We start from the raw sequence: 17,272 nt of genomic DNA on the forward strand, positions 1-17,272 counted from the left end.
GCACAGGCCATCGGTGCCCGGTGTTTGCACGGTCCTTGCCCTGTTCATTCCTTCAATCGCTTTATGGAAGGGCGTTTCGCGGGAAGACGGTACGCCGCGCAGTATACGAGCATTTCTATCGCAGGGTTTACTGTGATATGGAGCGGTATGCCTTGAGTTGCGTCAACGGATGCAAAATGTTTCTTATTTCTTTTTTAGATGTTCCTAATGCGCAGCCTGTTTTACTGGTTCGCGTTTGGTGCCTAGACTGTCCGTCACGAAGTTCTGATTGATTTTTTGAACTTCAAATGCAATCAGCAAGTCACATTGCAGACATTTCAGAGCGTGCGACAAAAGATGACAGCAGAGATTATTGGGCGCGCCTGCGTCGCTCCGGGAGCTCAATCGCCTCAAGCGCTGTTCCGGCTTCTGCGGCAGGGCAAGAGTGCGGTAACACGGATTCCGTCGGATCGGTGGGATCTCGCGCGCTTCTGGCACCCGGAAATGGGCAACCCCGGCAAGACCTATTCGTTTGCCGCCGGCGTTATCGACGACATCTACGACTTTGACCCCGCCGCGTTCGGCATGTCGCAGCGCGAAGCCATGTACATGGATCCGCAGCAGCGCGTTCTCCTGCAGCTGGCATGGCGGGCGATCGAGGACGCCAATATTCCCTTGAGCGCGCTGCAGGGTGAAAATGTCGGCGTCTATGTCGGCGCATCGAGTCTGGACCATGCGAACCTGACGGTCGAAGATCCGGCCGCTGCCGGCCCTTACTTCATGACGGGAAACACGCTTTCCGTCATTTCAAACCGGATCTCTCACATCTTCGGGTTGAGCGGCCCGTCGATGACCATCGATACGGCCTGTTCGTCCTCCATCGTGGCCCTGGACCAGGCCATGCGGGCGCTGAACGCCGGCGAGATCGAGACCGCAATCGTCGGCGGCATCAATATTCTCGCGCATCCTCTTCCTTTTGTCGGCTTTGCGCAGGCCCGCATGCTGTCGCCGGAAGGCCTCTGCCGGGCCTACGACAATGACGGCGCCGGCTATGTCCGCGCCGAAGGCGGCGTCGTGTTCGTTCTGCGTCGCACCGATCGCGCCCGCCAGGAGAAGGATCGCAGCTACGCGCGGATCGTCGCGACAGGCACGAACTCCGCAGGACGCACGAACGGCATCTCGCTCCCCTCGCGCGAGTCCCAGGCAGCCTTGCTGCGATCGATCTACGACGGCAATAATATCGACGCCAACCAGGTCGCTTTCGTCGAGGGGCATGGAACCGGCACCAAGGTCGGAGACCCTGCGGAAGTCTGGTCGATCGGCACGGTTATCGGCACCAATCGTCGCGCGCCCGTGCCGATCGGCTCTATCAAATCGAACATCGGTCACACCGAGCCTGCCTCCGGCCTCTTCGGCATGCTGAAGGCCGTAATGGCGCTCGAGAACAACTATCTCCCGGCTTCGCTGCATTTCGATACGCCGAACGAGAACATCGATTTCGAAGGATTGAACGTTCGCGTCACGGCCAACCCGATCGAGCTGCTGCGGGGCAAGCGCGCACGCCTTGCCGGCATCAACTCCTTCGGCTTTGGCGGCGCCAACGCCCATGTCGTGATCTCGGACCCCGAGCCCGTCACGGAGGACCGCCAGCGCAATACGGCTGCGGGGCACATGTTCGTCGCAAGCGCCCATACGGCCACCGCTCTCGAGGAGCTTCTGCGCGCCTACAAGTCGTCGTTCGCCAAGGCGTCCCGTGAGGAAGCGCGTGCCATCATTGCCGCATCCGGCGCCAACCGCATGCCCATGCGTCACCGGTTTGCCGCGCGCAGCGAGAACCCCGAAGACATCATTCGCGCAATTTCGAGCCATATCGAAAAGCCGGCTTCCGATCTCGGGGAGACTGGCGAAGCCGCAACGCGGGACGCGAAGGTCGCCTTCGTGTTTTCCGGTAACGGCTCGCAATGGGCCGGCATGGGGGCAGACGCCTATCGCGAGAACCTGCACTTCCGCCAGTGCTTCACGTCGATCAGCGCGCTGTTCCGGTTCCACGCGGATCTCGATCTTGCTGCCTTGCTGACCGATCCGGACCTTGCAGAAAAGCTCGCCGATACGAAAATCGCCCAGCCGATGCTGTTTGCGGTACAGGCAGCCCTGTCGGACTCGCTCGTCGCCATGGGCATTACCCCGACGGCCGTCTTCGGACATTCCGTCGGCGAGATCGCCGCCGCTTACGCGGCCGGCGCCTTGTCGCTGGTCGATGCGGTCGCCATCGTCGCCAAGCGGTCCCTCCACCAGGATCTGTTGGCCGGCAAGGGCATCATGGCGGCGGTCATGCTGGGCGACGAAGCCGCCCAAGCCTTCGCAACCAAGCACGGGATTGCCAATGTCTGCGTGGCGGCCATCAATGCGCGCAATTCGGTCACCATTTCGGGACCTGCGCCCGAGGTAACGGCCTTCCGGGACGCCGCCCGAAAGGCGAAGATCCCCGTCCAGATTCTCGACATCAACTATCCGTTCCATCACCCGATCATCGATCAGGCGAAGACAGCCTTCATGGGCGACATCCCGGACCTGTCGCCACGCACCACCGAAATCGCGTATCTCTCCACGGTTACCGGCGAGCAACTCGACGGGTCGCAGCTGGATGTCGACTACTGGTGGAAGAACGTGCGCGAGCCGGTTCGCTTCCAGGCCGCCACCGAAGCTGCGATCGCACTGGGCTGCACCCTCTTCATCGAGGTCTCGCCGCGGCCGATCCTGTCGTCCTACCTCAAGGAAACGATCAAGGCGGCCACCGCACCGGGTGTCGTCGTCCCGACGCTTCTCAAAGACCCGTCGGCCAAGGGCATCGATCCGGTCTCGCGCTCCATGGCGCGTGCGATCGCGCATGGGGCAGCCTTCAATTCGGCACGGCTTTTCGGCAAGCGCAACGCTTCTGTCCGGCTGCCGATCCTGCCGTTCGAGCCGACCGAACTTCGTCCGGCCGTCACAAGCGACAGCGCCGATCTGTTCGGGCGCGGCTCGCGCGTGCCTTACACGCTCGCCGGCTGGCGGGCCGATCTCAACGGCAGCAGCTGGAAGAACCATATCGACGGCCATCTTTTCCCAGACCTCGCCGAGCACATCGTCGACGGGAAGCCCATCCTGCCGGGCAGCGGCTTCATCGAGATTGCGATCTCGGCCGCGCAGCAGTTCTATGGCACCCGTGAGGTCGAGATCACCAATCTCGAAATCGTCCGGCCGCTGGAGCTTGGCGATACCAGGATCATGGAACTGTCGACGATCCTCTCCCCGGAGACCGGCGACATCGAGATCCGCTCGCGCGAGCGCCTGACGGAAGACGACTGGGCCGTGCATGCCGTGGCCCGCTGCCGCAAGCCGATCGCGCGCAACGACCATGTCCGGCCGGACCTCAAGGGTTTCGAACAGACCGAAACCGTTTATGCGGCGAAAGCCTATGAAACGGCTCGGCAGTTCGGCCTCGACTATGGGCCGCGGTTCCAGCTGATGTCGAAAGCCGTCGCTTTCGGCGAGAGGTTCATCGACGTCACGTTGAAGTCGCCTGCCGAGGCGGGGCATCCCTTCGTTTCCTACAGCCTGAACCCTATTTCCGTGGATGCGACCTTCCACGGCATGGTGGCCCTCTTCGGGCGCTTCACCGGCGAGGTCGGCGGCGCACCCTACATTCCCGTCCGCTTCGGCTCTGTCCGCCTGGCCGCGTCCGGCCAGGTGATCACGCGCGCAATCGCAGAGGTTGAGCGCGTCAGTGCCAATTCGATCAAGGCGAAGTTCCGGTTCTACGGTGAAGACGGCAAGCTGGTCGCCGCATTCGACGATTGCCGCTTCCGGCGCACCTATCTGCGCCAGCACAAGACGCTGGACATGTTGTCCTACCATTACGAATCCATTCCCTCGGACGCGCTTGCGGCGCTCCTGCCCGCGCCGTCGACGGCTCTCCCGACAGGTCTTCTGCCCGACGATCGCGGCGAGGGGATCGACAACACGACGCTGCTCTTCAACGCGGCGATCTATCGGGCCTGCCACGAAATCGCGCTCAAGCTCGCTCGCGGCGGCAATCAAGTCGACATGCGACTGGTGCCCGGCGATATCGGCTTCCGCTGCTTCCTCAGCAACTGCCTTGTCGTTCTCGAGGATGCGGGTCTTGCCGAGCACACGGACAACCGCTGGACCGTGGCGGCGGATTTCGCGCTGCCCCCGGTCAGCGAGATTCTCAAGGAGATCTACGCCGAGAATGCCGCGCGCGCCGTCGAGGCCGTGCTGATCAACAATGCCTACACCGAGGCTCTCGATCGCCTATCGGTGCTCTATGCCGAGGAATTGTCCGGCAAGGTCGGTGACGAGACCCCTGCCCGGACCCCCGGGCTCGTCAGCGAAGCAACGCTCGACCATCAGGCGGTGCACTCTCTGGCCACCCGGCAGAGAACCGATATGGTCTACGAAGCGCTGGAAAACGCCCTTTCGTCGGCTGGAGATGGCCTGCGCATCATCGAACTTGGCACCGTCTCGGCGAGCTTCACCCGCCGCCTGGCCGCCCTTGCGGTGCGCCATGGTGCAACCCTTGCCGTTCTCGAGCCGCGCGACAATGCGCAACGCAATCTCGAAATCGCTTTCGAGACCGATGCGCGCGTGTCCGTCCTCAAGAAGGAGGCGTTCAAGTCGGTCAAGTCGATCGATATCGTCGTCAGCGCGTCGGACATGCTGTTTGCACTCGTCGACGAGGACGCGGCAGTTCGCGGGATTCTTGGCCAGGCTTTGCGCCCGGGCGGTGCCTTCATCGCCGCGACGACGGCGCCGACCGTCTTCAGCGATTTTGCCTACGGCCTGACGGACGGCTGGTTCGCCCGTAGCCAGTCGCCGGAATTCCCCGTCGGTCGGTTCGCAACCGCATTGCAGTGGGAGAAGTGTCTTGCCGATCTGAGGCTTGCCGACATCGTGGTGGAAGACCGCGAAGGCGCGTTCGGCGCTCTGGTTGCTCTGGAGGCGAGAGCAGGCCGGTCGACGTCCGACGCTCTCCTTCAAGACGGTGCAGTGCTCGTGTCGCATCACCCGATCCTGGTCCTTCAGGCAGGCGCTTCGATCGGTGTTCTGCCGTCATCCATCGGTGAAAGCCCTGTCCTTTCCGTCACGGTGACGGGCGAGACGACCGACAAGGCGCTGCTTCTCGACGCTTTCGCCGCCTTCCATAACCGCCCTGTTCGCGCCGTCTTCCTGTCGCCGGCATCGTCCGACGACAGGCTCGGCGATTCCGAGATGCTTCAGACCCTCGTCTTGGCGCTCAGCGCCTTCGGCGAAGCCGTGCGGGAGCATCATGCGGATCGCGAGCCCTCGGGCGACGAACGGCCGCAGCTCGTCCTGGTTGCTCCAGGTGGTTCGCCGGTCTCTGCAACCTCTGCGCTCAACAGCGGCGTGTGGACCTTCTGCCGCGTTCTGGAAAATGAATACGACCTGATCGATCTTCATGCGATCGATGTGCCCGCTTCGACCTCTTCCGACGTCGAAGCGGCACTCGCACTCGTGGCATCGCTGATCGAAGGCGGATCGGACAATCGCGAGTGGGCCGTCATCAACGGACTTGCCCAGGAAATTCGCGCCGTGCCCGGTCCGGTCGAGGGGACGCTCCGCCAGACGCAGTCCTTCGAGGCGGCAACCATCCGCCAGCGCGTGGCGTCGCAGGTTGGCAGCATCGCCTGGGAAGCAACCCGCCTGCCGAAGCCCGGCCCGACCGATGTCGTCGTCGAAGTCGCAGCCACCGGCCTCAACTTCCGCGACGTGATGTGGGCCATGGGCCTGCTCCCCGAAGAAGCGCTAGAGGACGGCTTTGCCGGCGCCACGATCGGCATGGAGCTGTCCGGCCACGTGGTTGCGCTTGGCAGCGAGATTACGGATCTCGAGATCGGCGACCCCGTGATGGCGATGGCCTCGGCCGCCTTCTCCACACATGCCGTCGTTGCCCGCGCCGGTATCGCCCGTCTGCCGAAAACGGTGAACCCGGTCGCAGCCGCGACGGTCCCCGTTGCGTTTCTGACGGCCTATTACGCGATGATCGAGCTTGGCCGCATCCAGGCTGGGGAAACCATCCTCATCCACGGCGCCGCCGGCGGCGTCGGGCTTGCCGCCCTGCAGGTGGCCAAACATGCTGGCGCCAAGGTGATCGCCACCGCGGGAACCCGCGAGAAGCGTCACTTCCTCACCATGCTGGGTGCCGACCACGTCTTCGACTCGCGGACGCTCTCCTTCGTCGAGGACATTCGTGCCGTCACCAAGGGCGAAGGCGTCGATCTCGTGCTCAATTCGCTCTTTGCCGAAGCGATGGAACAGAGCCTGTCGCTGGTGAAGCCTTTTGGCCGCTTCCTCGAACTGGGCAAGCGGGACTACTTTGCCGACAGCAAGATCGGGCTTCGTCCGTTCCGCCGGAACATCAGCTATTTCGGCATCGATGCCGATCAGCTGCTCGTCAACCAGCCGGACCTCACCAAGCGGATATTCACGGAGGTCGGGCAACTGTTCGAAGAGGGCAAATTTGTCCCGCTTCCCTACCGCGCCTTTGCCCATGACGAGATCGGCAATGCGTTTCGACTGATGCAGAATGCCGGACATATCGGCAAGATCGTCGTGCTGCCACCCGTTTCGAGCCGCGACTCGGTTTCGGCGGCACCCGCCGCGCGGATGACGGTTTCCGGCGACGGTGTACATCTCGTGGTCGGCGGCATCGGCGGCTTCGGTCTGGCCGCTGCCAACTGGCTGGTCGAAAAGGGTGCCCGCAAGCTGGCGCTCGTGACCCGGCGCGGCGTTGCCGGTGCCGACACCCTGAGCGCGATCAAGCGCTGGGAGGCGAAGGGCGTCGTCACCAGTCTGCACGCCTGCGACGTGACGGATGCCGACGCGACGGCTGCCTTGCTCGCGTCGCTGCGAGCCGAAGCGCCGCTCAAGGGCGTCGTGCATGCCGCAATGGTGCTTGACGACGCGCTGCTTTCCAATCTCGACCGCGATCGCAACCGCCCCGTCATCGACACGAAGACGAAGGGCGCCGCCGTGCTGGACAGCCTGACCCGGGGCGACGATCTCGACCTCTTCCTGCTGTTCTCATCGGCCACGACGCTTGTCGGCAACCCCGGCCAAGGCAACTATGTCGCCGCCAACGGCTATCTCGAAGGGCTTGCGCGGGCACGACGGGCAGCCGGCCTGACAGCGCTCGCCATCGGCTTCGGTGCCATTGCCGATACCGGCTATCTCGCCGAGAACACCGAGGTGAACGACATCCTGTCGAAACGCATCGGCAAAACGGCGCTGAAGGCACAGGCTGCCCTTGACCACGTCGAGGCCTATGTGGCGGCCGATCCGGGCACGGTGAATGCAGCAACCGCGATGATCGCCGAATTCGACTGGTCGACCGCACGCAATCTCCCGGTCGTTCGGCAGCCGCTTTTCGAGGTCGTGATGCGCACCGCCGACCAGCATACCGGCAGCAGCGACGGCAGCATGCTCGACCTCGTTGCGATGATCGAGGGCAAATCGCCGCAGGAGGGCGAAGACCTGCTTTATGAGCTTGTCGCCAGCGAAATCGCCGCAATTCTGCGGGTTTCCAAGGATACGATTTCGCGAAGCAAGGTCTTGAAGGAAATTGGGCTGGACAGTCTGATGGCGGTCGAACTCGGCATCAGCTTCCAGCAGAACACGGGCTTCGACATGCCGCTCTCCGGTGTCGCCGACAATACGACGGTCGGCGACGTTGCACACAAGCTGTACGAAAAGGTCAGCAAGCGTGATCTGGGAAGCAGCGAGGACGAGCCTCCGACGGAAGACAAGATCCTGGCCGAACTGACCCAGCGCCATAAGGCAACGTCTTCGGAAAAGGTTGCAAGCCAATGAGTGACGACCGGCAGCCCGCCGCGACAAAAATGAACAGCAGCATCCGGGAAAACCTTCTCGACCGGATGCGCAACACGCACCAGTCGTCTGAGCGCAACCGGATGGCACGGTCGGAGCGCGATGCGCCGACCCCGGTTCGCCGGACGCAGATGCGCTTCGAGGACCTGCCGGAATACAAGCAGGTGCAGACCCAGGAGGCCGCAAGCGCACAGCTCGGCATCGACAACCCGTTCTACCGCGCGCATGCGACGGCGGCCGGCGCGACGACCATCATCAACGGTCGCGAGCTCATCAATTTCGCGTCCTACGACTATCTCGGCCTCAACCGGCATCCGCATGTCCTCGAAAAGGCAGCGGACGCCATCGGAACCTACGGCATCTCGGCGTCGGCAAGCCGTCTCGTGGCCGGCGAACGTCCGGTTCACGGGGAACTGGAAGAGCGGATCGCCCACTTCTATGGCGTGGAGGCCGCGGTCTGCTTCGTCAGCGGCTACCTCACCAACGTTGCGGCGATCAGCTGCCTGCTCGGCCCGAAGGATCTCGTCGTCCACGACGAGTTCATCCACAACAGTGCCCTTGCCGGCATCAAGCTTTCGGGCGCCACGCGTCGCCTGTTCAAGCACAATGATGCGAACGATCTCGAAACGGTGCTGCGGACCGTGTCCGGCGACTATCGCCGCATTCTCGTGATCGTCGAGGGCATCTATTCGATGGATGGCGACGTGGCGAACCTGCCGGCCATCCTCAAGCTGAAGGCGGAGTACGGTTTCTGGCTTATGGTCGACGAGGCGCACTCTCTCGGCATTCTCGGACGCCGGGGACGCGGCACGTTCGAACATTACGGCGTCGATCCGAAAGAGGTCGACGTCTGGATGGGCACCTTGTCGAAGACGACGGCGAGCTGTGGCGGCTATATCGCCGGCAATGCGGCTCTGGCATCCGTTCTCAAAGCGACCGCCGGCGGGTTCGTCTACAGCGTCGGCCTTGCTCCCGCGCTGACGGCCGCCGCATTGGGCAGCCTCGACATCCTGGAAGCGGAACCGGAGCGTGCTGCCGCCCTTCGACGCAACGGGACACTGTTCCTGAAGCTGGCGCAGGAAGCCGGTCTCGACACCGGGCTTAGTGCGGGCTTTTCCGTCGTGCCGGTTCTCGTCGGCGACAGTCTGCGCGCCGTGCAACTGTCCAACGATCTTCTGGCTGCCGGCGTCAATGCTCTGCCGATCATCCATCCGGCCGTGCCGGAAGGCCTGGCACGACTGCGCTTCTTCATCACCAGCGACCATACGGAAGAACAGATCCGCAAGACGGTGGCGCTGACGGCCACCAAGCTCAAGGATCTCACCGACCGCAATTTCGGACTGGCCTCCATTGATCTCCAGCAAATGATGAAAATGCTGGCAGCGCGGTGAAGCCGGCGCACCGACAGCCGATCTCGCGCGCAGCAACAGGGTTGAGCGTCGCATGACCCATGTTGTCATCACCGGCGGATCGAGCGGTATCGGCCTTGCGGTTGCCCGGATTTATGTCAGTCGCGGCTATCGGGTCTCGCTGATCGCGCGGGGGGCTGCGGCTCTCGACGCGGCGGCGGCCTCCCTGGGCGCTGAAGGCGGAGGACAGGTTCGGTTCGCCGCCGCTGACGTCGCGGATGCGGATGCCCTCGCGGCGGCGATCCATGGATGCGAAACGGCATACGGTCCCTGTGACATCCTGGTGTGCTCGGCCGGTATCGTCGAACCCGCCTCCTTCGAGCACCAGACGGCAGCGGACGTGGACCGCCAGATCGCGGTCAACCTCATGGGCTCCATTCATTCGGTGCGGGCTGTCTACGCGCAGATGCTGGCGCGCGGCCAAGGACGCATCATGCTGGTCTCGTCGGGTGCCGGCCTGATGGGCATTCCCGGCTACTCCGCCTATTGCGCATCAAAATTCGCGCTTCGCGGCTTTGCCGAAGCCTTGCGCTCCGAAGCCAAGCCAAGGGGCATCATCGTCTCCATCAGCTTCCCGCCGGACACCGAGACACCGCAACTCGAACGCGAACGTGCGGCGCGGCCGACGGAGGCAGAGGTGATCATGGGACAGGTCAAGCCGTGGAAGGCCGAGGACGTTGCTCGGCAGATGGTCCGCGCGCTCGATCGGGGGCGTTTCGAGGTCTATTTCGGACCCACGCTGCATGCGCTCGGCAGGATCGCGCCGCTTGTACGGCCGCTCATCGACCGGTACTTCGACCACCGTATTCGCAGCCTGCGAAGGTAACGCAGACGTGACGATGCTTGTAACGACTCGTGAATGTCACTAGAACTCGCTCGCGACGTGACGGCGCTCACGCCGCGGAATTAAAGGGTTTCGTTTGCCGTCGACATCACTCCAGCTTCACGACTATCCCCTTTCGTTGATCCTCGTCTGCTTCACGCTTTCGTTCTGCGTCGCGTGGTTCACCGACAGGTTCGCACTGCCTGCGCGTGAGCGTCGTCGGAACATGCCCAAGGGCCGGACCCTGTGGCACAGCCTGCGCGACGGTCTGGCCCGACTGCCTGTCGTCGCGATCATCTATGCGTTCTTCTTCGCGATTTCCTGGCGCCCGCTCTATGGTGCCGCCGGTTGCATGAGCTTCTTCATCATCTTCACGGCCATCTCGCGTGCCAAATTCCAGTTTATCCGCGAACCCTTGGTGTTTTCCGACATCGCGCTCGTTCTGGATGTCTTCAAGTACAAGTCGATCTTCTATGCCAACTCGCTGAACATCGTCTTCTGGATCGTCGCATTCGGCTACGTCTTTGGTGTTTCCGGCCTTTACATGTATTTCGAGCCGCATGTTCTCCCGGATCATGCCGAGACGTTCTACATCGTGCTGATGGTTGCCGCCGCAGCCCTGCCCTGGATCTCGCTCTTCTGGGGCCCGGTCAACGCCCCGACCGCAGACCTTGTGCAGCGGCTTGTCGGAAAACCCAACGCGAAGATCAGCACCGTGCGTTTCGGCACGTTCTCATCGGTCGTCTTTCACTTCATCATCTGGCTCGGTGTACGGCGGGAAAAGATCGTCAGCGAGCTTTCAGACGCCTTCTTTGCCGCGGTCAACGATCTCATCGGACACAATGCCGAGAACAAGGCACCGCTGGTGGTTGTATGGCAGTCCGAATCCTTCCTCGACATGCGGCACTACGGGGTCGACGCCGTCCGCCTGCCCAACATCGACCGCTTACAAAAGCTCTCCGCACAGTGGGGACGCATCGCAACTGTGTTTGAAGGCGGTTACACGTTGCGGACCGAGTTTGCTGTCCTGAGCGGGCTGCAGCCGGACGATATCCATGTCGACGCAAGCTACCCCTATCTTCGCGCGCGACACTATACCGACGTCGTTTGGCCGACGAAGCTTAAAAAGGCAGGCTGGCGCACGCACTTCATCCACCCTTATGATCGCACGTTCTTTCTGCGCCACAAGGCGATGCCGCTGCTCGGCTTCGAGGAGATGACGATGCTGGATGCGTTCGATCACGATCCCGTTCGAGACGGGCCCTACGTCTCCGATGCCACGTTGACGCGGAAGGTGATCGAGGCGGTCGACCGGCAGAAGGACGACAAGGGCAGTTTCATTTTTGTGGCCTCGATGGCCAATCACGGCCCATGGGAACCGGGCCGCGTTCCCAATCACACGGATCCGGTGAGCATCTATCTCGAGATCCTGCAACAGTCGGACAAGGCGCTCGGCCAGCTGATCGATCACCTGAACAAGCTCGACAGGCCTGTCTGGCTCGTCTTCTATGGAGACCACGCGCCTTTGTTGAAGTCCTTCGCCGATCCCTTCCCGGATCCGCGCACGGACTATTTCATCACGCCGCTAGGCGCGGCCCGGACGCTGCAACAAGCACCCGTATTTCCTCGAAACGAAGAGCCCTGGAATCTGTTGAAGGCCATGCTGAAGCATGCAAACCTTCACAAGAACGACTTGAAATAGACGGGAATGACACGCACCGGCGCGCCCGCACCCGAACCGTCGCAACGGGTGTTCCTGTTTCTCGAAGGCCCCTCCTCACCCCTGTTCATGAAAATTGCGGACCGGTTGGAGGCGATGGGGCATGCCTGCCTGCGGGTGAACCTCAATATCGGCGACCAGATCTTCTGGCGGCGGCGGGGCGGCCATGCGTTCCGCGGCCGGCCTGAGAACTGGCCCCGCTGGATCGAGGACTTTCTCGCGCGCCATCGCGTCACAGATCTCGTGCTTCTCGGCGAAGAGCGCCCCTATCACCAGTTTGCGACGGCGGCTGCAAAGCGGCTCTCGATCGAGATCTATGTCGTCGAGATGGGATACCTGCGTCCGGACTGGCTAACGCTCGAGCGCGACGGCATGTCGACCAACTCGCATTTTCCGGAAGATCCCCACCATATCCTCAAGGTTGGCGGCGGCCTGCCGGAGCCGGACTGGAAACGCCGATATTCGCAGACCTTTCTGGCAGAGGCAGCTTACGATCTGCTCTACAATCTGCCCAATGCGTTTCTGTGGTTCCTCTATCCGCACTATCGTCGCCACGCGCTCTACCATCCGCTGGTGGAATATGGCGGCTGGGTACGGAAGCTTCTGCGAGAAACGCGTCGGGGCCGGGAGGCTGCCGCCACGATCGCTCTCCTGGAACAGGGCCAAGGCCCGCTGTTCATCTTTCCGCTGCAGCTGCAGACTGACTTCCAGCTTCGGGCTCACTCGCCCTACCATGACCAGCAACAGGCGATCCGGGAGGTGCTGACATCGTTCTCCCGCGCGGCAAGCCCCGATGCGCGGCTTGTCGTCAAGGTCCATCCGCTCGACAATGGTCTCGTTCCCTGGGCCAAGTCCATTGTCCAGGAAGCCAAACGGCTCGGCATCGGTTCGCGCGTCGTCTTTCTGGATGGCGGCAATCTCAACGCCCTCATCCGCCTTGCCGCAGGGATCGTCACGATCAATTCGACGGTCGGGCTCCATGCCCTGCAGCAGCGCAAACCGGTCAAGGTACTGGGTGTCGCCATGTTCGATGTGGAAAGGCTGACGGATCACCAGTCGCTGGATACGTTCTGGCAGGCCCCGCGCCCGCCGGACCCTGACGTCTGCGACGCCTTCTTCCGGCTGGTGGCGGCTGCCATCCAGGTTCGCGGCAATTTCTACTCGAAGGCCGGAACGGACGCAGGCGCGGAGGCGATTGCGACGCGTCTTGATGCTCGCACCGTCAACGAACCCGACGCCTTCATCGATCCGCCGCCGCGCAAACGCCCGACGAAGCGCGCGCGCGTTTGAACTGCGGACGTCCCGAGCCTATAGCTTAGCGACGCCGGCGCAGCAGGTCATGGATATGCAGGATGCCGACGGGCATTTCGGTTTTGTGGACAAGGAAGAGAACCGTCACCTTGCTCGATGGCATGACCTGCATCAGCAAGGGCCAGAGAAGGTGCATTGAGAGAAGCGGATGCGGCGCGTTCGTCAGCTGACGCGTTTGACAACCGTGTCATCCGGAAGCGCCTCGCGGTGCTTCTCGGGATTGGCGATGAAGTCTTCCAGCGTCATGGAATCCAGAATGTCGGCCATGGCGTCACGCACGACGGTCATCGATCGGCGCACCTCACAGGTCTCCGGATCGTTGCAATCGTCACAGACTTCGTACGCGGTTCGGCTGGCGCAGCGGATCGGTGCGAGGGGTCCGTCGAGTGTTCGCACGACCTGGCCGATGCGGATCTGGGATGCAGGCCGCGACAAGGAGTAGCCGCCGCCCGGGCCCTTCTTCGACTTGAGGAAGCCGGCATTGCGCAGTTCCAGCAGGATGGCGTCGAGAAACTTCTTCGGAATATTGTTGCGGGTCGCAATCTCGGTGATGAAGGCGGTCTCGCCCGGATCCAGGTGCGCCAAATCGACCAGCGCCTTCAGTCCGTACTTCCCTTTTTTCGTCAACATTCCGCTTGCTCGTCCTGAGAGGCAGCACGCCTGACGATTCAGACATGCTGCCGCAGCAGCCTAGCACGTTTGGCACCTTTCAGACATAGGTGAACAACCTCGCAGCAAGGTTTTTACCGGAACGGCCGCAAACGGCGCGTTGCGGGAATCCTTCTCACGCAAAGCACTTTAGGCGGCGAGGCCCTGCATGCGTCCACGAGACGCCGGCGTGCCATGAAGATGCGCCAGCACGGCGTGTCGGGCCGCGTCGGCACTGGCAAAGCGCTGTGCGTCGAGTTCCCATACATGATACTTCACGGCAACGAACTTTAGCGTGCCGGCATCGGGCACGACGACGCCGACGGCTTCGCCGTTGATCTCGATGACCTGCTTGTGCGCATTCGCGTTGGTGTTTTCGGTTTCCATGAGGAACGCTCCTTCCACGCCGAGGGCGGGAGTGTCTGTCAGTTTCGTGATTTGGAGGATTTAAGCCGAGGTCACATTCGCGAAAGCGAACACATCCAACGGTCTGCCACTGCTTCACGACACAGGGAACGCGAGGCACAGAGGAAGGCGGTACGGTTAAACTGCAACATGCCTTCTCCTCTGGCTGAAATCGCTCCGAGAGGAGCGGGTTGAAAACCTATCGCCGACAGTCTGTCCGCGGATAGTTTAAAGCTAGCGCAGTCTACCCCTGAAGTCAAATACCAAATCCATCTCGAAAGAAATTCATTCCAATAATTCTCGCCATTCTGCCTCAGACGGCTACTTCATTCCAATTTCTGCCATTTTTCAGAAAAGCATTCTGATTTCATCAAACGGCGCAGCAACCAATATATGGCCTGTGCTTCGCATGAAAAAAGGGCGGCCCGTAAGGCCGCCCTATGAAATTTTCATGACATTCGAGAAGGGACCGACGGCCCTTTTCCTCAACCCTTGACCGGTTCTCCAGGGACGCCAACGCTCCGCGTCGTCTCGCGATCCTTCCACCAGCGGCTGAGGAACAGCAGGATGGGACCGCCGATATAGATCGACGACGTCGTCGCGACGATCACGCCGAAGATCATCGGCCAGGCGAAGCTCTTGACAGCATCGCCGCCCCAGATCGCCATGGGCACCAGAGAGATGGCGGTGGCCATGGAGGTGAAGATGCATCGTGCCAGAACCTGGTTGATCGACATATCGATCAACTCGGAGAAGGGCATCGACTTGTACTTGCGCATGTTTTCGCGCATGCGGTCGTAGACCACCACCTTGTCGTTGACGGAATAGCCGATCATCGTCAGCACGGCGGCAATGGCCGTGAGGTTGAAGTCGATCCCCGTCAGCGCAAAGAAGCCGATGGTCTTGGTGATGTCGAGCAGCAGAACCGCGATGGCACCGACAGCAAAGTGCCATTCGAACCGCCACCAGATGTAGATCAGGATCGCGATCATGGCGAGCGACACGGCGAGGAAGCCGGATCGCGCGAGTTCGGCACTGATCGTCGGGCCCACCACTTCGGTCCGCTCAAACGAGGCATCCGGGATCGTGCTGGCCACGGCTCCCTTGATGGCATTCAGTGCGACCGTCTGCTCCTGCTCCCCGCCCGGCTGGCGCTGGACACGGATGAGAACCGACGTGCCCTGGCCGAACTCCTGCAGTGCAACTTCGCCGAGGTTCAGCCCTTCCAGGTTTTCCCGCAGCTTCGGCAGATCGAGCTTGGTCTTCGACGTCGTCTCGACCTGGATGCCGCCGACGAAGTCGATGCCGTAGTTGAGGCCCGGCGTGAAGAACAGGATGATCGAGCTGATCGACAGGAAGGCCGACGTCCCGATGGCGATGTAGCGGCCGCGCATGAAGGAGAAGGCAGGAAGGTGCCGGACCTTGCCGAACAGCGAGGGAATGTCGAGCTTCTTCATTTTCCGGCGCACGACCATTTCCCGCATCATCAGGCGGACGACGGTGATGGAGGTGAACATGGAAATGACGATGCCGAGCATCATGGTGACGGCGAAGCCACGAACGGGGCCCGAACCGAAGGCAAACAGCAACACGGTGCCCGAAAGCGTCGTGACGTTGCTGTCGATGATGGTGGCGTAGGCCTTGCTGAAGCCGATATCGAGCGCCTTCATGGCGCCGGCGCCCGCGGCGGTTTCTTCCCGGATGCGGGCGTTGATGAGGATGTTGGCATCGACCGCCATGCCGATACCGAGGATGATGCCGGCGATGCCGGGCAGCGTCAGCGTGGAGCCGAGCATGCCGAGCACGCCGATCGTCAGGATCGTGTGCAGCAGGAGGCCGATATTGGCAATCATGCCCCAGGAGCCGTACAGCACGACCATGAGCGTGACGACGAGGATGAAGCCGGCAACGCCGGTGTAGATGCCCATGCGGATGGAGTCGGAGCCGAGGTTGGGGCCGACCGAGCGTTCCTCGATGATGGTCAGTGGGGCCGGCAGCGCGCCGGAGCGCAGCAGCGCCGAGAGCACGGTGGCTTCCTGCGCGGTGAAGTTGCCGGAGATCTGGCCTTGCCCGCCGAGGATCGGCTCGCGGATGACCGGCGCGGTCAGAACCTTGCCGTCGAGCACGATGGCGAAGGGCTTGCCGACATTGTCGCGCGTGATTTCGGCAAACTGGCGAGCGCCCTGTGCGTCGAAGGAGAAGGAGACGATCGGCTCGTTGGTCTGCTGGTTGAAGCCGGCCTTGGCGTCGGCAAGCCGCTCGCCGGAAATGGCGACCCGGGTCTCGACGGCATATTTCGCCGGATCGTTGGCGCCGACCAGGATATCGACACCGCGAGGCGCGACGCCGTTCGGATCGACGGTCTGATCAACCATGTGGAAGCTCATCTGGGCGGTCGAGCCGAGAAGCTGGCGCAGACGGGTGGGGTCCTGGAGACCGGGCAGCTGAACGAGGATGCGGTCCGAGCCGACGCGCTGGATCAGCGGTTCGGCAACGCCCACCTGGTCGACGCGCCGGCGGATGATCTCGAGGCTCTGATCGACGGCAGCGGTCATGCGCTCGTCAAGGCCCGCCTGGGTCAGGCGAACGGTGATCGCTGCTTCGGCGCTGGTGACGTCGATGTCGGAGGCGGCCGTACCAAAGCCGAGCGGGCTGGCCGGGGCGGCAAGCGCATTGATCTTCGGGAGAACGCGGTCCCGCGCTGCGGCGTCGGCGATCGTGACAACGATCGCGTCGCCGGCGATGCGCGCCGACGAAACGGGCACGCGCTCACCGCGCAGCACGCCGCGAATATCATCAAGCAGCGTGTTCAGGCGCGCCTGGCGAAGCCCGGCGGCATCCACTTCGAGCACGAGGTGGGAGCCGCCCTTGAGGTCGAGGCCGAGGGTCACCGGCTTGACCGGGAGATAGGCGGCGTAACGCTGTTGCGTTTCCACCGGCAGCACGTTTGGGAGCGCCGCGAGGATCCCGAAGAGGGTGATCGCGACATAGGCCAGGATGGCCCATTTCGAAGTTCGCATGAGGGTTTCCAATATCGTCCGCCCTGAACCTCGTGAGGTCCGGCGGGTC

The 17,272-nt window shown here is 62.5% G+C and carries 8 protein-coding genes; 5 read left to right on the top strand and 3 right to left on the bottom strand.

All coding sequences use genetic code 11. From position 1 onward, the window contains the following. The first annotated feature begins 336 nt into the window (after window positions 1–336). The 5 genes from ASG25_RS05815 (at window position 337) to ASG25_RS05835 (ending at window position 13,129) form a co-directional block, all read left to right on the top strand. Entirely contained in the window at window positions 337–7,869 is a 7,533-nt protein-coding gene (locus tag ASG25_RS05815) for a type I polyketide synthase (RefSeq protein ID WP_062470472.1), read from the top strand. Beyond that, window positions 7,866–9,278, top strand: a complete 1,413-nt coding sequence (locus ASG25_RS05820; RefSeq protein WP_062470476.1) for an aminotransferase class I/II-fold pyridoxal phosphate-dependent enzyme — start codon at window positions 7,866–7,868, stop codon at window positions 9,276–9,278. Before ASG25_RS05815 ends, ASG25_RS05820 begins: the two co-directional genes overlap by 4 nt. Before the next feature lie 52 nt (window positions 9,279–9,330). Next, window positions 9,331–10,122, top strand: a complete 792-nt coding sequence (locus ASG25_RS05825) for an SDR family oxidoreductase (RefSeq protein WP_062470479.1) — start codon at window positions 9,331–9,333, stop codon at window positions 10,120–10,122. A gap of 94 nt (window positions 10,123–10,216) precedes the next feature. Then, window positions 10,217–11,821 carry an LTA synthase family protein gene (locus ASG25_RS05830; RefSeq protein ID WP_062470483.1) on the top strand — a complete coding sequence of 535 codons (1,605 nt, stop codon included), beginning with the start codon at window positions 10,217–10,219 and terminating at the stop codon, window positions 11,819–11,821. A gap of 6 nt (window positions 11,822–11,827) precedes the next feature. Next, on the top strand, window positions 11,828–13,129 hold the full coding sequence (locus ASG25_RS05835) for a capsular biosynthesis protein (RefSeq protein ID WP_062470486.1): 1,302 nt from the start codon (window positions 11,828–11,830) through the stop codon (window positions 13,127–13,129). Between the two features lie 183 nt (window positions 13,130–13,312). Here ASG25_RS05835 and ASG25_RS05840 read toward each other — a convergent pair whose 3' ends face one another. The 3 genes from ASG25_RS05840 to secD form a co-directional block, all read right to left on the bottom strand. Next, window positions 13,313–13,780 carry an Rrf2 family transcriptional regulator gene (locus tag ASG25_RS05840; RefSeq protein ID WP_062470489.1) on the bottom strand — a complete coding sequence of 156 codons (468 nt, stop codon included), beginning with the start codon at window positions 13,778–13,780 and terminating at the stop codon, window positions 13,313–13,315. A gap of 168 nt (window positions 13,781–13,948) precedes the next feature. Next, a complete protein-coding gene (locus ASG25_RS05845) occupies window positions 13,949–14,185 on the bottom strand; it encodes a hypothetical protein (protein WP_062470493.1) in 237 nt (78 codons plus the stop codon). 503 nt (window positions 14,186–14,688) lie between these two features. Further along, window positions 14,689–17,223, bottom strand: coding sequence for a protein translocase subunit SecD (gene secD, locus ASG25_RS05850; RefSeq protein ID WP_062470496.1), 2,535 nt, complete (start codon window positions 17,221–17,223; stop codon window positions 14,689–14,691). Window positions 17,224–17,272 lie beyond the last annotated feature (49 nt).

The sequence above is a fragment of the Rhizobium sp. Leaf384 genome, assembly GCF_001424065.1.
Classification (GTDB): domain Bacteria; phylum Pseudomonadota; class Alphaproteobacteria; order Rhizobiales; family Rhizobiaceae; genus Ferranicluibacter.

Coding starts and splice junctions, on each gene's coding strand:
- ASG25_RS05815 (WP_062470472.1), top strand. CDS start 337: ATGACAGCAGAGATTATTGGGCGCGCCTGCGTCGCTCCGGGAGCTCAA.
- ASG25_RS05820 (WP_062470476.1), top strand. CDS start 7,866: ATGAGTGACGACCGGCAGCCCGCCGCGACAAAAATGAACAGCAGCATC.
- ASG25_RS05825 (WP_062470479.1), top strand. CDS start 9,331: ATGACCCATGTTGTCATCACCGGCGGATCGAGCGGTATCGGCCTTGCG.
- ASG25_RS05835 (WP_062470486.1), top strand. CDS start 11,828: ATGACACGCACCGGCGCGCCCGCACCCGAACCGTCGCAACGGGTGTTC.
- ASG25_RS05840 (WP_062470489.1), bottom strand. CDS start 13,780: ATGTTGACGAAAAAAGGGAAGTACGGACTGAAGGCGCTGGTCGATTTG.
- ASG25_RS05845 (WP_062470493.1), bottom strand. CDS start 14,185: ATGGAAACCGAAAACACCAACGCGAATGCGCACAAGCAGGTCATCGAG.
- secD (WP_062470496.1), bottom strand. CDS start 17,223: ATGCGAACTTCGAAATGGGCCATCCTGGCCTATGTCGCGATCACCCTC.